We start from the raw sequence: 21,920 nt of genomic DNA on the forward strand, positions 1-21,920 counted from the left end.
AAATGATTACTCAAAACCGCGCGATGGCACGCAGATTCACCACGCGCTGCGAGAGGTAGCTGGGCACGGCGTAGGTGCGGCCGTTCACGTCCTGCAAGTAGCTGTAGCTGGCCACGTTATTGGCTCCCAGAATGTTGAGAATCTCCAGGCTCAGCCACAGGCTTTCGAGCGAGTAGAGATGCGGCTTGGGGGTAGCGCGCAGGCTCACAACTTTGGAGAAACCGATGTCCACGCGCTGGTAGGCCGTGGTGAGCGCGCCTGCGCCGCGGTACTGGGGTAGGCCGGGCGGGCTGAAGGGCAGGCCGGTGCCAAAGACCAGGTTCACGTAGCCGCGCACCGAGGGGTTATCGGGCAGGTGGTCCTGGAAGAAGATGCTGGCCGTGACGCGCTGGTCCTGCGGGCGGCGAACGTAGCCCAGCGTTTCGAAGCCGGTGCGCTTGCCGCTGGTGTCATAGGTGGCAGTGGTATCGCCCTTTTCCTGGGTCGTGAGCAAGCCAATGCTCAGCCACGACTCCACCCCTTTCACAAACTCGCCGCTCAGGCGCGTTTCGAAGCCGGCGGCGTAGGCCGTGGCACTGTTGGTGGCGTAGTAGCGCAGGCGCACGTTATCGACCTCGTAAGGGATGACGTCGGTCAGGTATTTATAATACGCCTCGGTGTTGAGCCGGAAAGGCCGGTTCATCAGGTGCACCTGAATTTCGCGGCCCACCACGAAGTGCAATGACTTCTGGGCGCGCAGCTCGGGGTTGAGCTGGCCGCGCATGTCGCGCAGCTCGCGGTAGAAGGGCGGCTGGGCGTAGAGGCCCGCGGCAGCCTTCCACACGCGCTCGGGGTGGCGGCGGCTGCGGGTGGCAAACTGCGCCCGCGGGCTGAGCACAAACTGCTTATTTTCCGTCCAGTAATGGCCGCGCAGGCCGTAGGTGAGGGTCGTGAGGCTGTCGATTTGCCAGGTGTGCTGCACGTAGCCCTGGGTGCGGGTAGTGAGCAGGTTTAGGTCGGCGGTGAGGCGGGTGCGGCGGGCATCGGGAACGTAGTCAGCCGAGTCAGCGAAACTGTACTCATCGAGCTGGTCGTGAATACTTTCGCGACCCATCTTCACGCCCCAGCGCACCTGGTGCGGGCCCAGCGGGTCGCCGCCGGGGTTCCAGCGCCCGCGCAATTCGGCCGTGAATACGCGGGCCGTGAGGTCGTTGCGGGCGTGCTTGAAGCTGGAGCCGATACTGCGCTGGCGCACTGGCTGGTTGAAGTCGGGGCTGGTGGGGTCGCGGTTGACGTCGGCAAAGGTGTAAGCCGCCTCCACGTCGCGAAACTCAAACTCGCGGGTGCTCAGCGCCGACGCCAATAAGTCGATTTGCAGGCCGGGGTGAAAGTTGTGCCGCAGGTCGAGCCCGGCCTGGTACGTGTCGTACTGCATGCGCTCGCGGCCATCGTAGTAGATATTGACCCGCGAAAACTGGTTGGTTGCCGTCGAAAACGTTACCTGCCCGCTCACCGGCACGAAGCGGTAGTCATTGTGGGCCACCACGCCCAGGATGCCCAGGCTGGTTTTTTGCAGGTCGCTGCCCTTTCTACCCAGCCCGATATTCACGTAGGCCTGGCCATCGTAGAAGGTCGGGTTGTACTGGCCCTGGTTCTGCTTGAGGGCGTTGAAGACGTACTGCGCGTTCTTGTAGCGCACGCCGGCCAGGTAGCTCACCCGCTCATTCGCCGAGCGCGCCTCCACGTGGGCCGCGCCACCTACCAGGCTGGCCGTGGCCGAAGCCGCGAACTTGGCCGGCTCCTTATACTGAATATCGAGCACCGACGAGAGCTTGTCGCCGTACTTAGGCTGCCAGCCGCCGGTGCTGAAATCGACCTTCTGCACCAAATCGGGGTTGATAAAGCTCAGGCCCTCCTGCTGCGCCTGCGTGACCAGGAACGGCCGGTACACCTCGAAGCCGTTGACGTAGAGCAGGTTTTCGTCGTAGTTGCCGCCGCGCACGTTGTAAGTGCTGGTAAGCTCGTTGTTGCTGACTACCCCCGGCAGCGTCTTCAAGATGGCGTTGAAATCACCGAAGGGCGACGGGATAACCTTGGCCGTTTGCGGATCGAGCTGAATGAGGCTGGCCTGCTCGCGCTGGTCGGCCCCGGCAGCGCGGCCCCGCACGGTTACGCCACCCAGCGCCTGGTTATCAACTTGTAAAACCAGGCTGAGCGGCCCGGTGGCGGGTAGCGGCACTGCCTGGCGCAAGGGCTGGTAGCCCAGGCGGCGGGCCACCAGCGTCACGGTAGCATTGGGTCGCAAAGGGGGGGGTAGGCGCAGCGCAAAGGTGCCCTGCGCGGTAGTGGTGGCGCCACCGGGCTGGCCTTCCAGGCTCACCACCACCAGCTCCAGGGGCTGCCCCTGGGCATCGCGCACGGTACCGGTGAGCACGGCGGGCAGCGCGGCGGCAGCCGGCGGGCCCGGCACCGATTGGGCCACTACGGACCCAGCCAGCGGCAATAAGCTTAATACAAGGAGTAGCGGTAGAGGCTTCAAAGGCAAAGGCGGCGGAAACGAAAGTTAAAGCTACGCCACCGGCGCGGCGGGGCGTAGCTTTTCAACTCATCGGGGCGCGGCTGCAGTATTCAGCCGCGGCTATTTTTGGCCTTTTTATCTTTCTCCTGCCCCTGGCCGCGCAGCTGCGAGCGCAGGCCAGCCAGGGCGGCTACCGGCCCACCGGGCGACTTAAACACGAAGCTGCCGGCCACCAGCACGTCGGCCCCGGCTTCCACCAGCGGGCCGGCGTTGGCCTGGGTCACGCCCCCATCGACCTCAATCAGGGCCGCCGAGCCCGTGTCGACCAGCATGGCTTTCAGGTCGGCCACTTTCTGCAGGGTGTGCGGAATAAAGGACTGCCCGCCAAAGCCGGGGTTGACTGACATCACCAGCACCACATCGAGCTCGGTAATGATATCCTGCAGCAGGCATATCGGGGTGGCTGGGTTGAGGGCTACCCCCGCCGTGCAGCCCAGGCTGCGAATTTGCTCCACTACCCGGTGCAGGTGCCGGCATGCCTCGTAGTGCACCGTAATATTAGTGGCGCCCGCTTCGCGGAAGGCCGTGAGGTAGTGTTCGGGCTCCTCAATCATGAGGTGCACATCAATGGGCTGCCGGGCATGGGGGCGCAGGGCCTCCAGCACGGGCAGCCCGAAAGAGATATTGGGCACGAATCGCCCATCCATTACATCAAAATGCAGCCAGTCTGCTTCGGCCGTCGAAAGCAACTCGGCCGTTGCTTGTATATTGGCCAGGTCGCTGGCCAGCAGGGAAGGCGCCAACAGGGGCTCGTGGCGGGCCGCCCCGGCCGCCGAATAGGAAGTAGGCATCGAAGAACTCATCTTGGCAAAAGTACGAAGCCAGGCCTTCGGGTTCCATTCCAGTACGTCATCGGTAGTAGAAATCATCATCGCCCGCCCTTACCCGAACTAGTACGGATAAGGACGGGAGCAATAATACAATAAATAGGCCAGTTTTTGGGTTATTTACTGGCATTTTTACCATTTCTACTTGGGCTCAGCTAGTCGGCTTTTTTCTCGTAGGGCCGCCAATCCAGCTCGCCCGTGTCTTTGCGACGCAAAAAATAACTTTGGTCATCGTCTTTGTTCTTGCCAAACGTGAGGTCGCCGCGACACGAGAGGCACTTGACGGAGGTGTACTTGAACTTGCCCTGGGCTACGCGGCTGGTCAGGTCGAGGTTATCGGAGCCGCACAAGCCGCAGGCAGCCACGTCGGGAAAGCTGAGGCGGTCATACTCGGCCACAGTTTCGTGCAGGTTGCTACCCTGCACCGTGAAGTGAAACTGGCGGCGCCCAATGCGCTTGGTGGTCATCATCTGTAACATAAAGAAAAGCGTCTGTTTGACGAATTAAAGGTACAACGACGGCACCAAACAGCCAATTTTATTAGCCAGATTTAACCAAAATTTTTAGCAAAAACTATTGCCGCACGAAGCGCACGGTTTGCACCGTGCCTCCGGCCACGGGCTGCACGCGGCACAGGTAGGTACCGGGCGCCAGGCGCGCAGCGGGTAGGCGCAAGCTTACCGAGGACGCCGCACCAGCGGGCACCAGCTGCTCACTGAGGGTGGCGCCGCGCGCATCGAGCAGGCGCACGCGTAGCGCCTGTCCGCGCAGGCGGGGGGGTAGGGCCAGCATTAGCTCGTCGAGGTGGCTAGGGTTGGGAAAGATGGCCAGCTCCGCGCCGGCCGCGCTTGCCGGCGTGGCGGCCAGCAGCATGCCGGGGTGCAGCAGGTTATACGCCGCGGCAAAATTGACGATGCCGTAGCCCAGCGTGTTATCCGGGTTTTGGGCCTGGGAAGCGCCATTTTTGAGCGCAGCGATAACCTGCTGGGCGCTTAGCGTGGGGTTGGCCTGCCAGAAGCCGGCCACGAGGCCCGCCAGCTCGGGGCAGGCGTAGGAGGTGCCGCTGCCGCGCAGTACGGTGCCGGCCGGCGTGAGCACGGCCGAGGCTACCCCCATCGCATCGAGCGTAGGCTTGATGCGGCCGTCGGCGGTGGGGCCGTAGGAGCTGAAGCCGGCGTGGTTGCGCAGCGAATCGACGGCCCCGACCGAGATAATGCTATCAGCATCGGCCGGCACGCCGATGAAGTGCCAGCTGTTGTTGCCGTCGTTGCCGGCCGAGTTCACCACTACCATGCCCGCGCGGGCGGCACCGAGTGCGGCCCGGCTGCTGATGGCCGTGCGTCCGTTGAGGTCAGCGTAGGTGTGCGACAGCGCCATATCATCGAACGTGTTGTATCCCAATGACGAGCTGATAACGTCTACTCCCACCGAGTCGGCGTATTCGGCGGCGGCCAGCCAGTTGGCCTCTTCCATCGGCGACTCACTGCTCACATCCTCCGTAATGCAGAGGTGGAAAGTGGCGCGCGGGGCCGTGCCCACGTAGTAGCCCGGTAGCTCGCCGCCGATGAGACCCAGGCAGGCCGTGCCGTGGCTGTTGCGCAGGTACACGCTGCGGCCGCCATCCACGAAGTTGCGGGTGCTGGCCACGCGGCCCTGCTGCTGCACAGCTTGCAGCGCCGCGAGCCGGTCGGCCCCCGGAAAGCCGGCGTCGAACACGGCAATCTGCATGCCCTCGCCGCGGTAGCCGGCATCGTGCATCGCCACGGCCCCGATGAGCTGCGCCTGCGCGTAGGCCGGGCCGTAGGTAGCGCGGGGCGTGAGGGGGGTAGGCGGCGTAGCCACGGTAGCCACCGCGCCGGCCGCCGCCGGGGCCTGAGGCGGCACCAGGCTCAGCAGCTGAGCGCTGGCCACGGCGGGCAGCTGCTGCACCCGTGCCAGGGTGAGCGAGTCGCAGGCCAGCACCGCACCGTTGAGCCAGCGCGAGGTTTGGAGCACTTGCGGGCTGCCGCTCACGGCGCGCACCTGGGCTAGGTAAGCAGGGCTCACGGGCAGGTCGCGGGCGCGCACCGCAATGCCCTGGCGCGTGCGCCGGGCCAGGGCCCGCGCCGACAGAAACTGCTGCGGCTGGCTCACGGTGTAGGGCGTGCCGGCCTTATCCTTAAAAAAAACGAAGTAGCGATGCACAGTGGCCGTTTGGGCCTGGGCCGCAGGCGCGGCTGCCAGCAGCAAAGCCAGCAGCGCCGCCGCGGGCCAAAATGGTAATTTCATGCTATAAAGTATGGCCAGCGAAAACGGGCGGCGGAGCCTCCCTACCCCCCCTACTCAGCCGCGAACGACAGCCAGGCTTCAGTAGGCGTGGGCCGACCCGCAACGTACCTCCGTACAAAGACAGTGGCTAAATCGTGCCCGTTTCGATGAGCGTTTCGCGGCGGGAAGCTCCCATCTGAATGATGCCGGGCGTTATCGTTTGGGAACCATCAGAATTGGTAATATTGGTATAGTAGCTGTAGCGCCGCCGCACTATCCGGCCTACCCCCAGCGCATATACTTGCTGGTAACCACCCTGACGCAGCCGGCCATCATTATCAGTGGCCGACAAAATATCATACGTTGCTACCGTCGTGGGGTAGGTTTTGGCGGCCTGGCCACCGGCGGGGGCAGTGGTGTACGAAGCTCCTACGTTGCTGGTATAATAGCGGGAAAGGTTGGTAATGGTATCGGGTGAGGCATTGAAGGCGTTTTTATTCCACCCTTTATTAGCCTTGGGCGGATAAATCAACTCCACCGTGCGCAGGTTACTGGCGGTTTGCACCACGGCCTGGGGCAGCACCTGCACTACCAGCACGCTGTCGTCGACCCATGCGGCAGCAGCATTCGCGCGCTTGGAGCGCACCAGGCGGTAGGTCGGCTGGCCCGCAGCGTCGGCATACTGCTCCGTCACGCGCTCTCTAAATTGGTAGTTACTCACCGTTACTACCCTGCTTTTCCAGGTAGAATCGGCCACGGCGTAGGTGCGGTAGGTGCCCACGGCCACCGGATAATAATCGGTGAGCGGCACCGGCACCACCGAATCGTGGCGGCAGCCCGCCAAAAACAACAGCCCCAGACCCGCGGCGACGGTGAGCGCACGGTAGTCTTTTACCAGCTTAGCGGAGCGAAAACGTAGATTCATACAAGAAAAACCAGCCAAAAAAATACCTTGCCGGCAGCGCGGCGCGGCTGCCAGCAAGGTACTAACGGTCAGGGATAATTACCAGGTATGCGGGCTTACACCGCCGCCGTGGCCAGGGCCGGCTCCGGCACTTCGCCGATGACGTGGCGCGTAATCCAACCGCCACCCAGCACGTCGTCGCCGTCGTAGAACACGGCCGCCTGGCCCGGCGTGATGGCGTGCACCGGCTCGGTAAAGTAGATGTTAACCGTATCGTCTACCTGCTCCAGGAAGGCCGGCGAGCCGGCGTGGTGGTAGCGTACCTTCACCACGGCTGGCACCAGGCCACGGCCGGCGAGGTCGGCCAGCTTACCCATATTGAGCTTGTGCACGGTAGTGCGGGTGCTGGCCAGCTCGTCGTAATTTCCCAACACCACTTCGTTGGTGTCGGGCCGAATATTCGTAACGTAGGCCGGAAAACCCAGCGCGATGCCTAGCCCCTTGCGCTGCCCGATGGTGTAGAAGGGGTAGCCCTCGTGCGCGCCCAAGTCATGGCCGTCTTTGTCCACGAAGCGGCCGCCGGCCACGCGCGCCTCCAGGCCCGGCACGCGGCGGCGCAGGAAGCCGCGGTAGTCGTTATCGGGAATGAAGCAGATTTCGTAGCTCTCGGGCTTGTTCACCAGGGCGGTGAAGCCCCGGCGGCGCGCCTCGTCGTAAATCTCGGTTTTGCGCATGGCCCCCAACGGGAAGAGCGTGCGGCTCAGGCTCTGCTGCGTCACGCCCCACAGGGCATAGCTCTGGTCCTTGTTTTCATCGAGTCCTTTGCTCACCACGAAGCGGCCGGAGTCGGCATCCTGGCGAATTTGGGCGTAGTGGCCGGTGGCGATGTATTCGCAGCCGAGCTGGTCGGCGCGGCGCAGCAGGGCATCCCACTTGATGTGGGTGTTGCAGAGTACGCAGGGGTTGGGCGTACGGCCGGCCAGGTATTCTTCGGTGAAATTGTCGATGACAAAATCGCCGAATTCTTCCCGAATATCAATAATATAGTGCGGAAAACCCAGGCGCACGGCAATGTCGCGGGCGTCGTTGATGCTGTCGAGCGAGCAGCAGCCGGTTTCTTTTTTGGAACCGCCGGCCGTGGCGTAGTCCCAGGTTTTCATCGTCATGCCGACGACTTCGTAGCCGGCTTCGTGCAGTAGCACGGCGGCCACCGACGAGTCGATGCCGCCACTCATGGCCACGAGTACGCGGCCCTTAGTTGGGGTAGGGTTCATTGTAGTGGCACACCACCCAGGGAGATGAATGTTCCGGCTGGCGCCGCTGCAAAGATAGTGAACAGTGAATAGTGAGCAGTGAACACTTGCGGGGCGACCTTTACGGGCCAGTAGCTCACTGCTCACTATTCATTGCTAACTGATAACTGTTAAATGTCTCTCGCTCTTCCCGTGCTCGTGCGCGGCATCAATAACCTTTCCGACGCCCGCTACTGCGCCGGCATGGGGGCCCAGGGCCTCATTTTCACGCTCGATGCCAACCTACCGGGCGCCGTAGATGCCGCCACGGCCCGCGAGCTGGCCGGCTGGGTGGCCGGCGTCGATATCATCGGGGAGTTTGGCTACGTGGCCGGACCCGAAATCAACCGCCTGGTGGAAGAATGCGGCCTGACGGGCGTGCTACTGCGCCTCGACCGCGCCCGCCAGGCCTGGCCCCAGGGCCTGGCCGTGCCCGCGCTGGTGGAGGTGCCCCAGGCCGTGGTTATCGACCAGGCCCACTATGCAGATGCTGTTGCCGACCTCACGGCGGCATTTCCACAAGGCTTTGCCCTGTTTACTACTTCTCCCGAGCCCTACCCCGCCGACTATACCTACTGGCATGGTCTGGCGCGCCAGGCGCCGCTGTGGCTGGCTGGCCCCACCGACCCTACCGAGGCGGCCGACCTGGCCCAGCAGGTGCACCCGGCCGGCCTCATCCTGGCCGGGGGCGACGAAATCAAGCCCGGCCTGCGCGATTTCACCGAGCTGGAAGCCGTATTTGAGGCGCTGGAGGAGGCGTAGAAAAGCCACCGCCAGCTATCCCTAATTTCTGATTATCAGTTACTTATTTTGGATGCTGCGCTTAGATTTGGGTAAAATTTCCCAGGTAAGCCCTGCTATTTTTCGATTGCCCCGACCCAGCAGACCCGGGTAGGCGATTCCTACCTAGTTGAAATACGCATTCTTTCAAATAGGCTTTCACTCGTTTCACCCTGCGCTAGGCCTCATTGGGAGAGCGCAGGGCCATTTGCGGGGGGTAGGGACAAACCGCCTGCGGAACGCCAGCCGTAGGTCGGCCGCCTTCTTGCCGATAAGGTCACCTTCCCGCTGGCAAGCTTGCGCTATATTATGCGCTATTTATTTACGCTGCTGCTGCCCTGCGTGGCTACCCTGGCCGGGCAGGCCCAAACCACTAAGCCAGGTAAGACTACCTCCCTCCTGGCTATGCAACTGCCCCCGCCGGCCCTGGCCGCTCCCACCGTATACCACCTCACGGGCTGCGTATTCAACCCCCAGGGCCGCCCGCTACCGGGCGCTACGCTCGCCGTGAAGGGGGCGGCTACCACCACGGTAAGCACCGATGAAAACGGCCACTTTACGCTCGACCTGCCCGCCAAAACCACTAATACCCTGGTAGCGGGCTACGCTGGCTACGCCGACCAAACCATCAAGCTCACGCCCAATCAGCCGGCGCTCACCGTGAACCTGCACCCGGTTTCGACCTACACCACCAAGGCGGCCAAGGGCGCGACGCACGCCCTGCAAACCGGCGACCTGGCCCCCGATTTTGCCCTGCCCACCACTACGGGCAGCATTTTTAAGCTCAGCGAACACCGGGGCCACCCGGTGATACTATATTTTTATCCGAAGGATGGCTCCTCGGGCTGCACCAAGGAGGCCTGCTCGTTTCGCGACCAGTACCAGGATTTTACCGACCTCGGGGCGGAGGTTATCGGCATCAGCTCCGACGATGAGCAGTCGCACCAGCAGTTCACCCAAAAGTACCAGCTGCCCTTCCCCCTGCTGAGCGACGCCAACGGCCAGCTGCGCAAGCAATACGCCGTGCCTCGGGCCGTGCTGGGCCTCCTTCCGGGCCGCGTCACCTACGTACTCGACGGCGAGGGCCGCGTCCGCTACGTGTTCAACTCCCTTAACGAAGCCACCAGCCACGTACTGAATGCCAAGGATATCCTGCGCGACATGAAGTAATCTTTCGACGCCCTGGTTTACTCAACAACCAGGAAGCACGGGCTTTAGAGCGAAAACCGCACGAACTTGATGGGCACGCCCACGGCGCGGTACTTGCCCTCGAAGTGCGTCTGGATGGCCTGGGCGGCGGCAAAGGCCGGGTCAGTTTCGGCGTAAAGGTCGCGGGTCATTACCTCTATTTTGGCGCCAGGCCGGCTGGCCAGCGTTTCCAGGGTGTAGTCAAACAGGCCTTCGCTGTCGGTTTTGAGCTGGGCTACCCCCCCGGCGGCCAGCAACGTCTGGTACATGTTGAGGAAGCGCGGCGAGGTGAGCCGGCGCTTGATGTCGCGGTCGCGGGGCCGTGGGTCGGGAAAGGTTATCCAGATTTCGCTCAGCTCGCCGGGCCCGAAATGCTCGGTGAGCTGGTGGGCCATGAGGCGCACAAAGCCCACGTTGGTGAGGCCCAGGGCCTCGGCGCGGGTGCTTCCCCGCCAGATGCGCTCGCCCTTGATGTCGAGGCCCAGAAAGTTTTGGTCGGGGTGTTGCTGGGCCAGGCCCACGGTGTATTCGCCCTTGCCGCAGCCCACTTCGAGCACCAGCGGGTGGTTGTTATGGAAGAAATCGCCCTGCCAATGCCCCGCTAAGTGGCCAAAGCTGGGTTTGCCCGGCTCCACGATGTCGGGGCGGGTGGCATTGTCGGCGAAGCGCTGGAGTTTGATACGAGGCACTTTAATTCAATGAGCAGTTAGCAATGAGCAGTTAGCAATGAGCAGTTAGCAATGAGCAGTTAGCAATGAGCAGTTAGCAGCCAGGACTGGCCGGGTTGCTAACCGTTTCTCCGCCGTGGCGAAAAGGGGCGCAAAACTACGCCCGGCCGGGCTTTCGGCCTACCCCCCACTCGCTGGCTCATACAGCTCAGCTACCTCGGCCACCACGAAAGTGCTGCCACCGATAAACACCACGTCGGCGGAGCCGGCGGCGGCGCGGGCGGCGGCCACGGCGGCAGCTACCGGCCCGTAGGCCTGCCCTATGAGGCCGGCCGCCGTGGCCTGGGCCGCCAGCTCGGCCGCCGGCAACGCCCGCGGAATGCCCGCCTGGCAAAAATAATACGTGGCCGTGCGCGGCAGCAGGGCCAGCACCTTGGTCACGTCCTTGTCATTTACTACCCCCAGCACGAAGTGCAGGTGCTGATGCGGCACCCGCGCCAGCTGGGCCAGCACCAGGCGCAGGCCCGCCTCGTTGTGGCCCGTGTCGGCAATCACCAGCGGGTGCTGCCCGATAATGCTCCAGCGCCCGCGCAGGCCGGTAAGGCGCGTTACCTCGCGCAAGCCCTGGCGCACGGCGCTTTCGGGGATGTCGAAACCCTGGGTGCGCAGCTCATCCAGGGTGGCCAGCACGCCGGGCAGGTTCAGGCGCTGGTAGTCGCCGAGCAGGCCCAGCGCCAGGTTTTCTAAGTAAAGCTGGCCGTGGCGCAGCACGTCGAGCAGCTGCACCCCCGCCCTACCCCCCTCGGCGGCATCAGAGCTGGCGGGGGGGGTAGGAAGCGCTGTGTAGCGAGAATCGGCGAAGAGCAGCGGGCTGCCTTCCCGCGCCGCTTTGCGCTCGAAAACCTCGGCTACTTCGGCTTGGCTTTGGCTAACGATTACTGGTCGGCCGGGCTTGATAATACCCGCTTTTTCGCCCGCGATTTCGGGTAGCGTGTCGCCCAGCATGGCCTGGTGGTCGTAGCTGATGTTGGTGATGAGCGAGACGAGCGGCGTGATGATGTTGGTCGAGTCGAGGCGGCCGCCCAGGCCCACTTCCACCACGGCCACATCGACCTGCTCGGCGGCGAAGTAGTCGAAAGCCAGCGCCACGCACATCTCAAAAAACGAGGGCTCAATCGTAGCAAACAGGTCTTGCTGCTCGGCCACCCAGCGCACCAGGTAGTCAGGCGCCAGTTCCTGCCCGTTCACCCGGATGCGCTCGGTAAACTCGCGCAGGTGGGGCGAGGTATAGAGCCCCACCTTGTAGCCCGCGCTTTGCAGCACCGCCGCCAGCAGGTGCGAACTGGAGCCCTTGCCGTTGGTGCCCGCCACGTGCACGCTCCGAAACTGGGTTTCGGGGTGACCCAAGGCCTCGGCCAGGGCCTCCGTATTTCCCAAGCCTTTCTTGAAGCCCGCCGCCCCTACCCGCTGATACATGGGTAGTTGTGCGTAGAGCCAGGCAAGCGTTTCGGGATAGTTCATTTTTCAATTATCAGTTATCAATCAACAATTATCAATTCGCTACCGCCCTAAAAACCAGCACTTGCTTGATAACCAACAAATGATAATTGGTAACTGATGATTGATAATTAACTGCTACTTCACGGTGAAGCGGAAGGTATAGAAGCCCGTGGCGCCGCCCGCGCCGGCGTTGGTCTTCACGAAATTGGCGTTGAGCAATTTGTCGCGGCAGAGCTTTTCCTGGGCTGGCGACACGTTGCCCGACACCTTGCTGACGGACTCCACCTCCCCATCATCGGAGATTTTAAGCTTGAAGCGAATCACGCCGGGGTTGTCGTCCAGCGCCTCTACTACGGGTGTGTTGTCGAAGCGCCAGCCGCTCATTTCGAGGCCGCCCCCGCCGCCACTGCCGGGGCGCGCGCCGCTGCCGCCGCTGCCCGGCTCACCGTAGAGGGCCTTGGCATTGAGCGAGCCGCGGGGGTCGCCCTGGTCGCCCACGGCGCCGGGGTGGTCGCCGTTGCTGTTGCCAGTGGGCGCGCTGCTAGTGCCATTGGTGCCATTGCCGCCGGCCACGCCGGTGGCGCTGCCCTTGGGCGTGTAGAGCGTGCGGGGCTGTTCGCGGGGCTTGGGGGGGGTAGGCGTTTCGCGCACGGGCTCCACTACTTTGGGGGTGGGCTTGGTCACGGGCGGGGCGGTAGCACCGGCGTCTTCCGCGTCGCTGGTAATTACCTTGGCCTGGGCTTCGGGCTGGGGCGCGGGGGTAGGCGCGGTGCGCGGCTGGGGCGTGGGCTGCGGCTGGCGGGCAGCGGGCGGGCGCGAATCCTCGCGATTTTGCGAGGCGTTGGCGGTAGCCATCGTCTGAATATCGCCCGAGCCGGCTTCGTCGAGGCCGTAGTTCAGCTCCACACCGTCGCCGCCCAGGGCGGTCAGGGGCGGGTTAGGGCCGTTGAATTTCAGAAAAAAACACACGAGCGCCAGTAGTAGCACAATGGCCGCCGTAATGGCTAGGGCTTCGCGCCGGTGCTCTTCGGGATAGTCGAGGGCCATGGTTTTTGAGTTAAGCGTTGCGAGTTAGGAGTTAAAGGAACGTCATGCCCATCTGGCGTCCGCTTGTCGAAGCATCTCTACCGCATAGCTAACTCCTGCTATCAGAATTACCTGCGCGGTAGAGATGCTTCGACAAGCGGACGCCAGATGGGCATGACGTTCTTTTTAATGATTCACTTGCAATTATTTCTGCGACTGCGTAGCCATTACCATCTTCATCTTGAGGCGGTTGCCGATTTCCAGCACGTCTACCAGCTTCTGCACGTTCAGGCCCGAATCGACACGGAGCACCACGGTGGGTTGGTTTTCGGGGGTAGTGCCGGCGGGCAGCAGCGCCCGCAGCTCGGGCTCCAGGGTAGCGGCCGTGACAGGCTTTTTATTTACGAAGTACTCGCCCGCCGCGTTGATACTCACGGTGATGGGCTGCTTCATCACCTGCTTGCTGCTCTTTGCATTGGGCAGCAAGAGTTTAATAACGTTGGGGTTCACCATCGTAGACACAATCAGGAAGAACAACATCAGGAAGAACATGATGTCATTCATCGAGCTGGTCTCGACGTGCGAAGAAGCGTGACGGCGGCGGGAGAGATTCATTGCGGTGAAATGGTGAGTGGTGAACTAGTGAGCTAAACTGGTGAAAACTCACCAGCTCACTAGTTCACCAATTCACTAATTATCCTGGAGGATATCCATGAATTCAATGGCCGAGTTTTCCATGCGGAAGACCATACGCTCGACCAAGATGCTGAGCCAGTGGTAGCCGATGTGGGCGATGATGCCTACGATGAGGCCGGCCGCCGAGGTTACCATCTTGGTATAGAGGCCGCCGGCAATCTGGGTAATACCGAATTCGCCGCTGCTGGAGATGGCGTAGAAGATTTTGATAACGCCGATAATCGTGCCCACGAAGCCTAGCATGGGCGCAATGCCCGCGATGATGCCCAGGATGCTGATGTTTTTTTCGAGGCGGGCAATCTCAATCTTACCCACGTTTTCGACGCTGGCCTCGATTTCGGTGATGGGCAGGCCGATGCGGCGCAGGCCCTTCTCCACCATGCGGGCCAGCGGCGAGGGATTTTGGGCGCAGTAGAGCTTGGCGCCCTGCAAGTCACCCTTCACCATGAGCGCCCGGATGCCGGTCATGAAGCTTTCGGGGTTACCGCCCGCGCTGCGGATGGTGAGGTAGCGCTCGGCGATGATGTAAATCGAGACGATGAGCAGTAGAAAGATGGGGAGCATTATCCAGCCACCTTTCAAAATCAGGTCGATAAGTGAAAGGCCGGGCGCGGCGTTGGCTATTGCGTTGGCGTGGGCGGCGGCCGTGTCAGTGGCTATCGCCGTAACGGCGGGGCCGGCTTGCAGCAGGAAAACGAACATTCAGCGGGAGAAGGAGAACGAAAGAAGCGAGGAAACTACTACCCTACTAAAGGGATAGGCAGCAGAGCTAGTAAGGAAAAACCGCCAAGCCATTATCAACGCGCGGGTTTTTGCGCAGCTGATTGGCAGCCATTTGGGCCGCGGGGCGGTCGGCATAATCGGCGGCCGACAGGCGGTAGTGGCGGGTGCCGGGGTAGGGCATGATAATCTTGGCGTTGGCGTGGCCGGCGTGGAGCAGGTTGCGACGCCCCTGCTCGGCCCGCGCCCGAGAATCATAGGCGGCCACTACTACGTAGTAACGACCAGTGCGGGCATTAATTGCCCCAGCAGTAGCTGGCGCGGCTGGGGCCACCACTTTTTTAGCGGCAACTGGTACCAGCAATTTGGCTTTGGCTTTAGCCACGATGGGTGCTGCGGGTTTGGCTTTAGCAGCCACGGGCCAGGCAGCGCGGGCCGGTGATTTAGCCGGGGCTACCCACTTTGCCTTAGCCGGAGCTACTACTTTGGCCACGACTGCTTTGGGGGCAGCAACTACCGCAGCCGCTGGCGTAGTAGCTACGGGCGCGGCGGGGCTGGGGGCGGGCAGTGGGGCCGCATTGCGGGCCGCCGCGTAGGACGTGGTAATCATCGTGGCCGTGCCCGCTTTGCGCATCGCCATCGGAATGGGCCGGGCGATGTTGCTTTCATTGGCAACCGCGATAGCGGCGGCGGCAGGCAGCTTGCGCGCCCGGCCCCGTGCCCGTGGGGCAATTGGGCTGGGCAGGGAGGCACGCTGAGTCAGCATCACATCCACGGGGTCAACGGTTTGGGGAGGGGCCGTTTGCGCAGCTGTAGCTGCGAGGGCTACGGATGCGGGCGTTATGGTAGACAGGTCGGCCGGGGCCGGAGCCTCGGCTGGCGATGCGAGAGGCTGGGCTTTGGCGGCAAGCACTACTGCCTCGGCTGGGGCACCCGCTGGCGCTACGGGGGTAGCAGCTACGGCGGCCGACGCTATTTCGGGCTCTTTCACGTCAGCCGGAAGTACCATGGTCTCCGTGGTGGGCCGCGTGAAGCTGGGCTGGGCCAGCGCGGCCTGCTGCGGGGCTGCCGAGCGACTGCTCTGCTCCCAGTGCGGCACGTGGCTTTGCCAGGTGGTGGGCAGGATGTTCGGGTGCAGGTTAAACAGATACAGGCCGGCTACGGCCAGGCCGGCCAGCAGGCCAATGGCCGCCCCCGGCACCACGCGCCGCAGCCGCAGGCCGCGCCCCGCCGAGCGCAGGCGCGGCACCAACTGCGCCTGCTGCTCGCGGGCCAGCCGGGCGTCGATAACCGATACGGGGAGTACCGTGAGCTCGGGTAGGCCAAAAACGGCGGGCAGCAGGTCGTTGGCGCCGGTGTACTCAAACTGCAAGCCCCGGCCGGCCTGCTGGCGAAATACACCGATGCCGGGCAGCTCCGTACGCTGCTGGTTTTGGAGGTCGCGGTAGAGGGCAGCTACTGCTTGGCGCAGGGCCTCGCGGGCCTCGGCGGCGGGCAGGCCTAGGTGCTGGCACAGCGCATCGACGAGCAGGCCGTCGTTGCGCGTAAGCGCCTGGTTGAAAGCTACCTGCCGGGTAGGCGGACTCAAGTGGTGCCTACCCCCTGGCTGCACCCTGGCGGGCACATACGCGGCTACCAAGCCTCCGAAATCCGGGATTATCACGCAATCGTGGTCGCGGAGCAAAGGGCGTAGGTGGTCAGCTAGATTCATCGCGTAGAGATAGTTTGGCGGGCAGGCAGTTAAGTAGTTACGAGGCTAAAGTTAGGGAAGGAAAAAGCCAATTTCTTCATCCTTCGCTTACTCAACCTTGCAGGCTACTCTCCCACTAGCTTAGAATGAGTAAGTTAACCCGCCGATAACATTGATTCCCTGGCTTTGATAATTCAGGTAGCGCTGGTAATGACGGTTGGTGAGGTTGTTCCCCATCGCAAAGATGCTGAATTTTGGGGTAAGGCGGTAGTCGGCCCGCAGACTGAGGTCTATGACGGAGTTGGTCTGGCGGTCCGTAACCGCAGTGGACGGCGGCGGCACAGGCAGTGATATCCCCTGCGCATACCCTACGCCATAATTGGCCGAGTAGTAGTAAAAGTTGGCGCCCAGCAGCAGCTTATCGAACACATTATACGTGCCGTAGAGCGTGCCCAGAAACGCCGGGCGGCCGTAGGCCTGCGCCAACGACTTGACGCCGTAGTGATTATAATCTGCCTTGAAGCCAACCCGCACTTTCTCTGAGGCGCTGTACAGGGCCTCAGCGTGCACGTTCACCACGTTGATGGTGGTGCTGTCGTAGGCGAGGTCAAACTTGCTGGTGTCGGCCAGCGAGTTGCGGTAAAAATACAAATTGCGGGCGCGGCCGAAGGTGGCGCGGGCGGCCAGCTCCAGGCCGCTCACTGGCGCTGAAGTGAAGCCGCCATACACGGTGGGGCCGGCGTGGGTATCGAGCACCGTTTGGCCTGGGGCCAGCCAGGGGTTTTCCTGGCTCAGGTCGTAGCGCGTGACGCGCTGAATGGCGCCGCCCAGGCCGCCGTACACCACAAATTTCTCGGGTACCACGGCGTAGCCCAGCCGCACGGCGGGGTTAATGGCGCCCTTGCCCGAGCCATTGAGCACGTCGCTCGAATAGCCCAGCGTGGCGCCCAGCGTGAGCGTGAGGCCGGTTTTGCCGGTGAGCACGTAGGCCGGCGTGGCCTGGAAGAAGTTGCGGGTGCGGGTCAGCTCGCCGAGCTGGCCAGTGGCGCCCGGCTGCTTATCGGAGATGAACGAGCCCTGCGCATCGACCGTGATGCGGCTGGTTTCGCCCAGCGCGTAGCCGGCCTTGGCGTCAACCAGCAGGTTGTTTTCGCTCACGTTGTAGTAGTCGCTGAAGCGGCGGTACCCTACCCCTACCTCATAGGTCAAGGTGGCATCGGGGGCGCGGTTGCGGGCGTAGGCCCGCACGCCGAAGCGGTTGAAGGTCTGCTTGAGGACGTCGCTTTCGGGCGTGGCAGCCAGCTTGCTGGCATCGTAGCCGTAGAAATTGTAGCGGTCGTAGGCGTAGTCGAGGCTGGCGCCGAGGGCGGTGGCGCCCAGGTAATACTCGCCGGTGAGCGCCGCGCTGGTTTGGCTGGCGCCCGAGTTGCGGCCATCGACGGGGCCGGTGCGCGAGCTGTTGTGGCGCACGTCGAGGCCGTAGCTATACTGCTCGTTGCGCACCGAGTGCAGGTGAGCGCGGCCGTACACGCTGCCGTAATTGCCGAAGCCCAGCTTGAGGTAGTTGCCGGTGAGCGGCTCCAGCTCCTCCTGGGCCACGGTGAGCACCTGCACCGAGGGGTTGAGGCGGGTAACGGGCAGCCGGAAATCGGGGTAGGTATAGGTAACCTGGCGGGTAGGCTTGGGCGGGGGCGCCAGCCGGATTTTCTCGAAGTTGCGGGTGGCCTCGGGCAGCGTGTTCACCCGGTCCTTCACAATCTCAATCTCGGCATCCTGTATGGTACCGCGCGCCTTGCCCTTGCCGGGCTGGCCCTGCGCCTGCGCGCCCAAAGCCAGCGCGCCGCTCAGGCTGGCGGCCAGCAGCAGGGGCCGCCCGGCAGCAGTAGTAAAGCTTGATTTTATCACCTGTAAACGATTCATTAAAAAAGTTTTATGCCAGCGGGCTACTAAGCGCATTAGGGACGAGCGGCCGGCTTGCGCACGGGCGTTTTGGCGGGGGTAGGCTTGGCGGGCGCGGCTTTGGCCGGCGCCGTGGGGGCCGGCTTGGGAGCGGTGGCCGGCTTGGTTTTAACCGGCGTTTCGGCGGCCGGAGCGGGCGCGTCGTCGTTGGCGGGCAGGGCTTTGAGGCGCTGGCGGGCTCCCTCCACTACCTCGGCTACCGGGAATTTATTGTCGATAATCGAGTTCAGCGTAGCGCGGGCCTGGAAGATGTCGCGCTGGGCCGTGTACACGTCGGCGAGCAGTAAAAAGGCCCGGCCCTGCCACTGCTCATAGGCGCTGTAGTTGGAGTTGACCTTGAAGGCTTCGGTGATGGCTTCGTCGTATTTCTTCTGCTTGAAGAGGACTTCGGCCAGCGTGTACTGGGCCTCGGCGCCGTTCACGTCGCTGGGGGCGGCGGCCACGGTAGCGGCCAGCTCGGTAGCGGCCTGGTCGAGGTTACCGAGCTGGAAGTCGGCCTTGCCCTGGTAGAGCAGCGCGGTGTTGGTGGCGTTGGCGGTGGCGCCGGCCAGGGTGCTGAGGTCGGTGGCAGTGGCGCGGGCCTTGGCGTAGTCGCCGCCGTCATAATAAGCCTTGAGCAGGCCCAGGGTGGCGGTGGCTACCTCGCGGCGGTTGCTGGAGGCCTGGCGCAGGCGGTCGTAGTACTTGGCGGCCTCGGGGTAGTTCTTGTTTTCCAGCTCCAGGTCGGCGACCCGGCCCACGGCGCGGTTCACGAACTCGCTCTTGTTCTCGGCCACCACGGCTTTGAGCAGGGGTAGGGACTTGGTTTTGTCGCCGGTGCGCAAGTACGAGTCGGCCAGGATGAAGCGAGCGTCCGGGGCCAGGGCATTGTCGGGGTATTGCTGCAGGTAGGCCTGCACGCGGGGCAGCGCCTGGGCGTATTTCTCGGCCAGGTACAACGACTTAGCCGCCTCAAACTCGACGCTCTCGGTAGCCTTGCTGTTCGGGTTCTGGGCCTTGAACCCGGCCAGCGCCTGGTCAAACTCCTCGTTGCGCCCCAGGGCGGCCAGGCTTTCCTGCAAGCCGTAGAGCGCCCGCTGCGCGGCGGGGCTGCGGGGGTAGTCGGCCAGCACTTTCTGGAAATCGAGTACGGCTTTGTCCTGCTGCTCCAGGTTGGCGTAGGCCACGCCGCGGCGCTGGTAGGCGTCGGGCAGCAGGCTGGAGGTGGGCCGGTTCTGGATGAGGCGGGTGTAGCTATCCACGGCCGGCTGGTAATCGCCGGCCTGAAAAGCCAGCTGCGCCTGCTGGAACACGGCTTGCTCGGCGTAGCGCGAGTTGGGGTTGCTCTGGAGCAGGGCGGCCAGCGTCTGGTTGGCCTCGTCCTGGCGGCCGAGCAGGCCCAGCGTCACGCCCTTCTGGTAGTAGGCGTAGTCCTTGTCGGGCGCGTTGGCCTGAATCACCTTGTCGTACTGCGCCAGGGCCGAGTTGTAGTCCTTGGCCACGTAGTACGTATCGCCGAGGCGCAGGATAGCATCGTAGTAATTTGGTTCTGAGGGCTTGGCGGCCGCATCATTCAAGTAAGCCTGAAACTGCGGCTGGGCCTTGCTGTACTGCTTGGTATTATAATAAGCGTAGCCCAGGCCGTAGCGGGCGAGCTGCACGTACTGCGTTTCCTCGTCGCTTACCCCCCCTTGCCGGGCCGAGCGCGCGGCGGCGGCGTAGGCCGTGATAGCCTCGGGATACTGCTGGCCCACGGAGTAGATTTCGCCGCGCAGCACCTGGGCGGCGGCGCGCAGGCCATCGTCCTGCGGGTATTTCAACGACTTATCCAACAGCGGCAGGGCCTGGCTGTACTGGCCGTCGTTATAGAGCGTGGCGGCCTGGGCGTAGGCCACGCGCTGGTAAGTGCCGTTGAGGGTGTTGCCGCGGTCGTCGCCGAGGCCGTCGAGGTAGGTGAGCGCCTGCTGGTAGTCGGTGCTCGACAGGAAGCCGTCGCTGAGCAGCTGGTCCACCACGGGCTGGCTTTTCGAGCGCGGATACTTGCGGCGGAAGTCGCGCAGGGCGCTGATTACCTCGGGCAAATTACCCAGCTCAGACTGCACCTGGGCGTACTTGAGCGTGGCGTTTTCCGACAGGTTTTTCTCAATCGTGCTCTGGCGAGCGGCGTCGAAGGCGGCCAGCGCCTGGGGCTTCTGGCCGGCCTGCAGGTAGCTCAGGCCGAGGTGGTAGGCGGCATTCTGACCCAGCGAGTCGCGGCGGGTGGCCACGTTGCGCAGGTTGGTGATGGCGTTGGCGTAGTCGCCCTGCTTGTAGTTGGCAAAGCCGATTTTATACTGCAGGCTGGGCTCAATCTTGCCCTTGTGGGCGGCGGCGTACTGGTCGAAGTAGGTGCCGGCCTGCTTGTAGTCCTGCTTCTGGTAGTAGGCGTCGCCGGTCAGCAGCTGAATCTCGTCGGCGCTCTGGGGCGGCGGGGTTTGCTGCAGGGCCTTGGTGGCGTAGGCGATGAGGCCGTCGTAGTTGCCCTCCTTGTAGTAAATCTGGGTCATCACGGCCGGCACTACCCCCCGGTAGGCGTCGTTTTCGGCGGCCAAGGTCAGGTCCTGGCGGGCGGCGGCGTAGTCGCCGGCGCGGTAGGCCAGGTAGCCGGCGTAGTACGAGCTGGCGTAGCGGTACTGGCTGTTTTCCTTCTTGTTGCGGTCAAATAAGATGCGGGCCGGCTCGTATTCCTTGAGCTGAAAATGGCTGTAGCCCAGCTTGAAATCGGACTCGGCCCGCTGGCTCGCACTCAGGTTGGCGGGGGCTACCTTTTGAAAGTAGGTGCTGGCCTGGGCGTAGTTCTGGCGGTCGAAGTAAAACTTAGCCAGCTCAAAATACGCCACGGCCGCCCGCGGGTGGGCCGGGTGGCGCTCGGCAAAATCCAGGATGAGCCCCTCGGCATCGGGGTGCAGCAGGTAGAGGCCGCTCACGGCGTAGTAATACTCGGCATCGGCCAGGCGCTCCTGCCGGCCCGTGATGGCGGCCGGCCCGCTCTGCTCGCCCACGCGGGGCGGGGCAGTCTGCATGTAGCGCTGCAGGGCCTGCTGGGCCGCACCGTACTGCTTTTTGTCAAACAGGTCGAGGCCTTCCTGGTAGTAGCGGTCGGCGGCGGTGTTGGTTTGGGTGAGCTGGGCGTGGGCAAGCTGGGGCGCGGCGGCGGCCGGGCCCAGCAGGGCGGCGGCCAGCGTGAGCCGGGGGGGTAGCTTCATGGAGGGCAGCGGTTCGGTGGGCGGGCGGGCCAGTTGGGGGCACGTCCGGGTTCAGTCAAAAGTAGCGAAAAAACGCGGATTGAGGCATTTGGCCCGCTGGGCGGGGGGTAGGAAACGCGGGCCAGCGCGGGTTTGGTACGTGGCGGGGGGTAGGGAGTTGATGCGGCGCGTCAGCAAAGCAACATAGACGTGCGCTGTATCTTGCCGGGCTGCTGGTGCGAGGCTGGCAGAAAACCTGCTTTCCCCTTATGGACCTGAAACTGGAGCTCATCCCCGTGCCGGTGGCCGACATCGACCGCGCCAAAGCATTCTATACGGAGCAGGCGGGCTTCCGGCTCGACCACGACGTGCGGCCCAGCCCCACGGTGCGCGTGGTGCAGCTGACGCCGCCCGGCTCGGCGTGCTCTATCGTGTTAGGCGAGGGCCTTCCCGGCCTGGCGATGGCCGCCGGCTCGCTGCGCGGCCTGCACCTGGTGGTGGCTGACCTTAAACAGGCGCGGGCCGAGCTGGCCGGCCGCGGCGTGCGCCTGGGCGACGTGCAGAACCTGGGTCAGGTCAAGTATACATCCTTCAGCGACCCCGATGGCAACAGCTGGGTGCTGCAGGAAATCCAGAGCCGACTGTAGCCGACAGGGACCGGCC

At 63.4% G+C, this 21,920-nt stretch carries 18 protein-coding genes; 3 read left to right on the forward strand and 15 right to left on the reverse strand.

Going from position 1 to position 21,920, the window contains the following annotated elements; translation table 11 throughout:
- Window positions 1-10 precede the first annotated feature (10 nt).
- From E4631_RS15835 to mnmA, 6 genes are all read right to left on the reverse strand, one after another.
- Complete coding sequence (locus tag E4631_RS15835; RefSeq protein ID WP_240734963.1) at window positions 11-2,518, reverse strand: carboxypeptidase regulatory-like domain-containing protein; 2,508 nt, start codon at window positions 2,516-2,518, stop codon at window positions 11-13.
- Window positions 2,519-2,607: 89 nt separating this feature from the next.
- Window positions 2,608-3,360 (reverse strand): ribulose-phosphate 3-epimerase, encoded by a 753-nt coding sequence (gene rpe / locus E4631_RS15840; RefSeq protein WP_240734965.1) that lies wholly within the window; start codon window positions 3,358-3,360, stop codon window positions 2,608-2,610.
- Window positions 3,361-3,539: 179 nt separating this feature from the next.
- A complete protein-coding gene (locus E4631_RS15845; protein WP_133656326.1) occupies window positions 3,540-3,854 on the reverse strand; it encodes a hypothetical protein in 315 nt (104 codons plus the stop codon).
- A 103-nt stretch (window positions 3,855-3,957) separates the two neighbouring features.
- Entirely contained in the window at window positions 3,958-5,652 is a 1,695-nt protein-coding gene (locus tag E4631_RS15850; protein WP_133656325.1) for a S8 family serine peptidase, read from the reverse strand.
- 127 nt (window positions 5,653-5,779) lie between these two features.
- A complete protein-coding gene (locus E4631_RS15855; RefSeq protein ID WP_133656324.1) occupies window positions 5,780-6,556 on the reverse strand; it encodes a hypothetical protein in 777 nt (258 codons plus the stop codon).
- Between the two features lie 95 nt (window positions 6,557-6,651).
- Window positions 6,652-7,809 (reverse strand): tRNA 2-thiouridine(34) synthase MnmA, encoded by a 1,158-nt coding sequence (gene mnmA / locus E4631_RS15860; RefSeq protein ID WP_133656323.1) that lies wholly within the window; start codon window positions 7,807-7,809, stop codon window positions 6,652-6,654.
- Between the two features lie 153 nt (window positions 7,810-7,962).
- Between mnmA and E4631_RS25955 the strand changes: the two genes are divergently transcribed.
- Together E4631_RS25955 and E4631_RS15870 are read left to right on the forward strand one after the other, a co-directional pair.
- On the forward strand, window positions 7,963-8,589 hold the full coding sequence (locus tag E4631_RS25955; protein WP_166647987.1) for a hypothetical protein: 627 nt from the start codon (window positions 7,963-7,965) through the stop codon (window positions 8,587-8,589).
- 327 nt (window positions 8,590-8,916) lie between these two features.
- Window positions 8,917-9,777 carry a redoxin domain-containing protein gene (locus E4631_RS15870; protein WP_133656322.1) on the forward strand — a complete coding sequence of 287 codons (861 nt, stop codon included), beginning with the start codon at window positions 8,917-8,919 and terminating at the stop codon, window positions 9,775-9,777.
- A 44-nt stretch (window positions 9,778-9,821) separates the two neighbouring features.
- On the opposite strand, the gene trmB is transcribed toward E4631_RS15870, so the two are convergent.
- The 9 genes from trmB to E4631_RS26810 form a co-directional block, all read right to left on the reverse strand.
- The gene (gene trmB, locus E4631_RS15875; protein ID WP_133656321.1) at window positions 9,822-10,484 is read right to left on the reverse strand and encodes a tRNA (guanosine(46)-N7)-methyltransferase TrmB; all 663 of its coding nucleotides are present in this window, start codon (window positions 10,482-10,484) and stop codon (window positions 9,822-9,824) included.
- Window positions 10,485-10,643: 159 nt separating this feature from the next.
- Complete coding sequence (locus tag E4631_RS15880) at window positions 10,644-11,984, reverse strand: folylpolyglutamate synthase/dihydrofolate synthase family protein (protein ID WP_133656320.1); 1,341 nt, start codon at window positions 11,982-11,984, stop codon at window positions 10,644-10,646.
- A gap of 114 nt (window positions 11,985-12,098) precedes the next feature.
- The gene (locus E4631_RS15885) at window positions 12,099-13,010 is read right to left on the reverse strand and encodes a hypothetical protein (protein WP_133656319.1); all 912 of its coding nucleotides are present in this window, start codon (window positions 13,008-13,010) and stop codon (window positions 12,099-12,101) included.
- A 183-nt stretch (window positions 13,011-13,193) separates the two neighbouring features.
- Entirely contained in the window at window positions 13,194-13,604 is a 411-nt protein-coding gene (locus E4631_RS15890) for a biopolymer transporter ExbD (protein WP_133656318.1), read from the reverse strand.
- A 75-nt stretch (window positions 13,605-13,679) separates the two neighbouring features.
- Complete coding sequence (locus E4631_RS15895; protein WP_133656317.1) at window positions 13,680-14,387, reverse strand: MotA/TolQ/ExbB proton channel family protein; 708 nt, start codon at window positions 14,385-14,387, stop codon at window positions 13,680-13,682.
- A 67-nt stretch (window positions 14,388-14,454) separates the two neighbouring features.
- Complete coding sequence (locus E4631_RS15900; protein WP_133656316.1) at window positions 14,455-16,116, reverse strand: SPOR domain-containing protein; 1,662 nt, start codon at window positions 16,114-16,116, stop codon at window positions 14,455-14,457.
- A gap of 120 nt (window positions 16,117-16,236) precedes the next feature.
- Window positions 16,237-18,015, reverse strand: coding sequence for a hypothetical protein (locus E4631_RS15905; protein WP_133656315.1), 1,779 nt, complete (start codon window positions 18,013-18,015; stop codon window positions 16,237-16,239).
- 35 nt (window positions 18,016-18,050) lie between these two features.
- A complete protein-coding gene (locus E4631_RS15910) occupies window positions 18,051-21,278 on the reverse strand; it encodes a tetratricopeptide repeat protein (protein WP_133656314.1) in 3,228 nt (1,075 codons plus the stop codon).
- A gap of 51 nt (window positions 21,279-21,329) precedes the next feature.
- On the reverse strand, window positions 21,330-21,455 hold the full coding sequence (locus E4631_RS26810; RefSeq protein WP_262709800.1) for a hypothetical protein: 126 nt from the start codon (window positions 21,453-21,455) through the stop codon (window positions 21,330-21,332).
- A 71-nt stretch (window positions 21,456-21,526) separates the two neighbouring features.
- Here E4631_RS26810 and E4631_RS15915 point away from each other — a divergent pair, with 71 nt between their 5' ends.
- Window positions 21,527-21,904, forward strand: a complete 378-nt coding sequence (locus E4631_RS15915; protein ID WP_133656313.1) for a VOC family protein — start codon at window positions 21,527-21,529, stop codon at window positions 21,902-21,904.
- Window positions 21,905-21,920 lie beyond the last annotated feature (16 nt).

Origin of the sequence: Hymenobacter sp. UV11 (assembly GCF_004684095.1) — a bacterium.
Taxonomy (GTDB): Bacteria; Bacteroidota; Bacteroidia; order Cytophagales; family Hymenobacteraceae; genus Hymenobacter.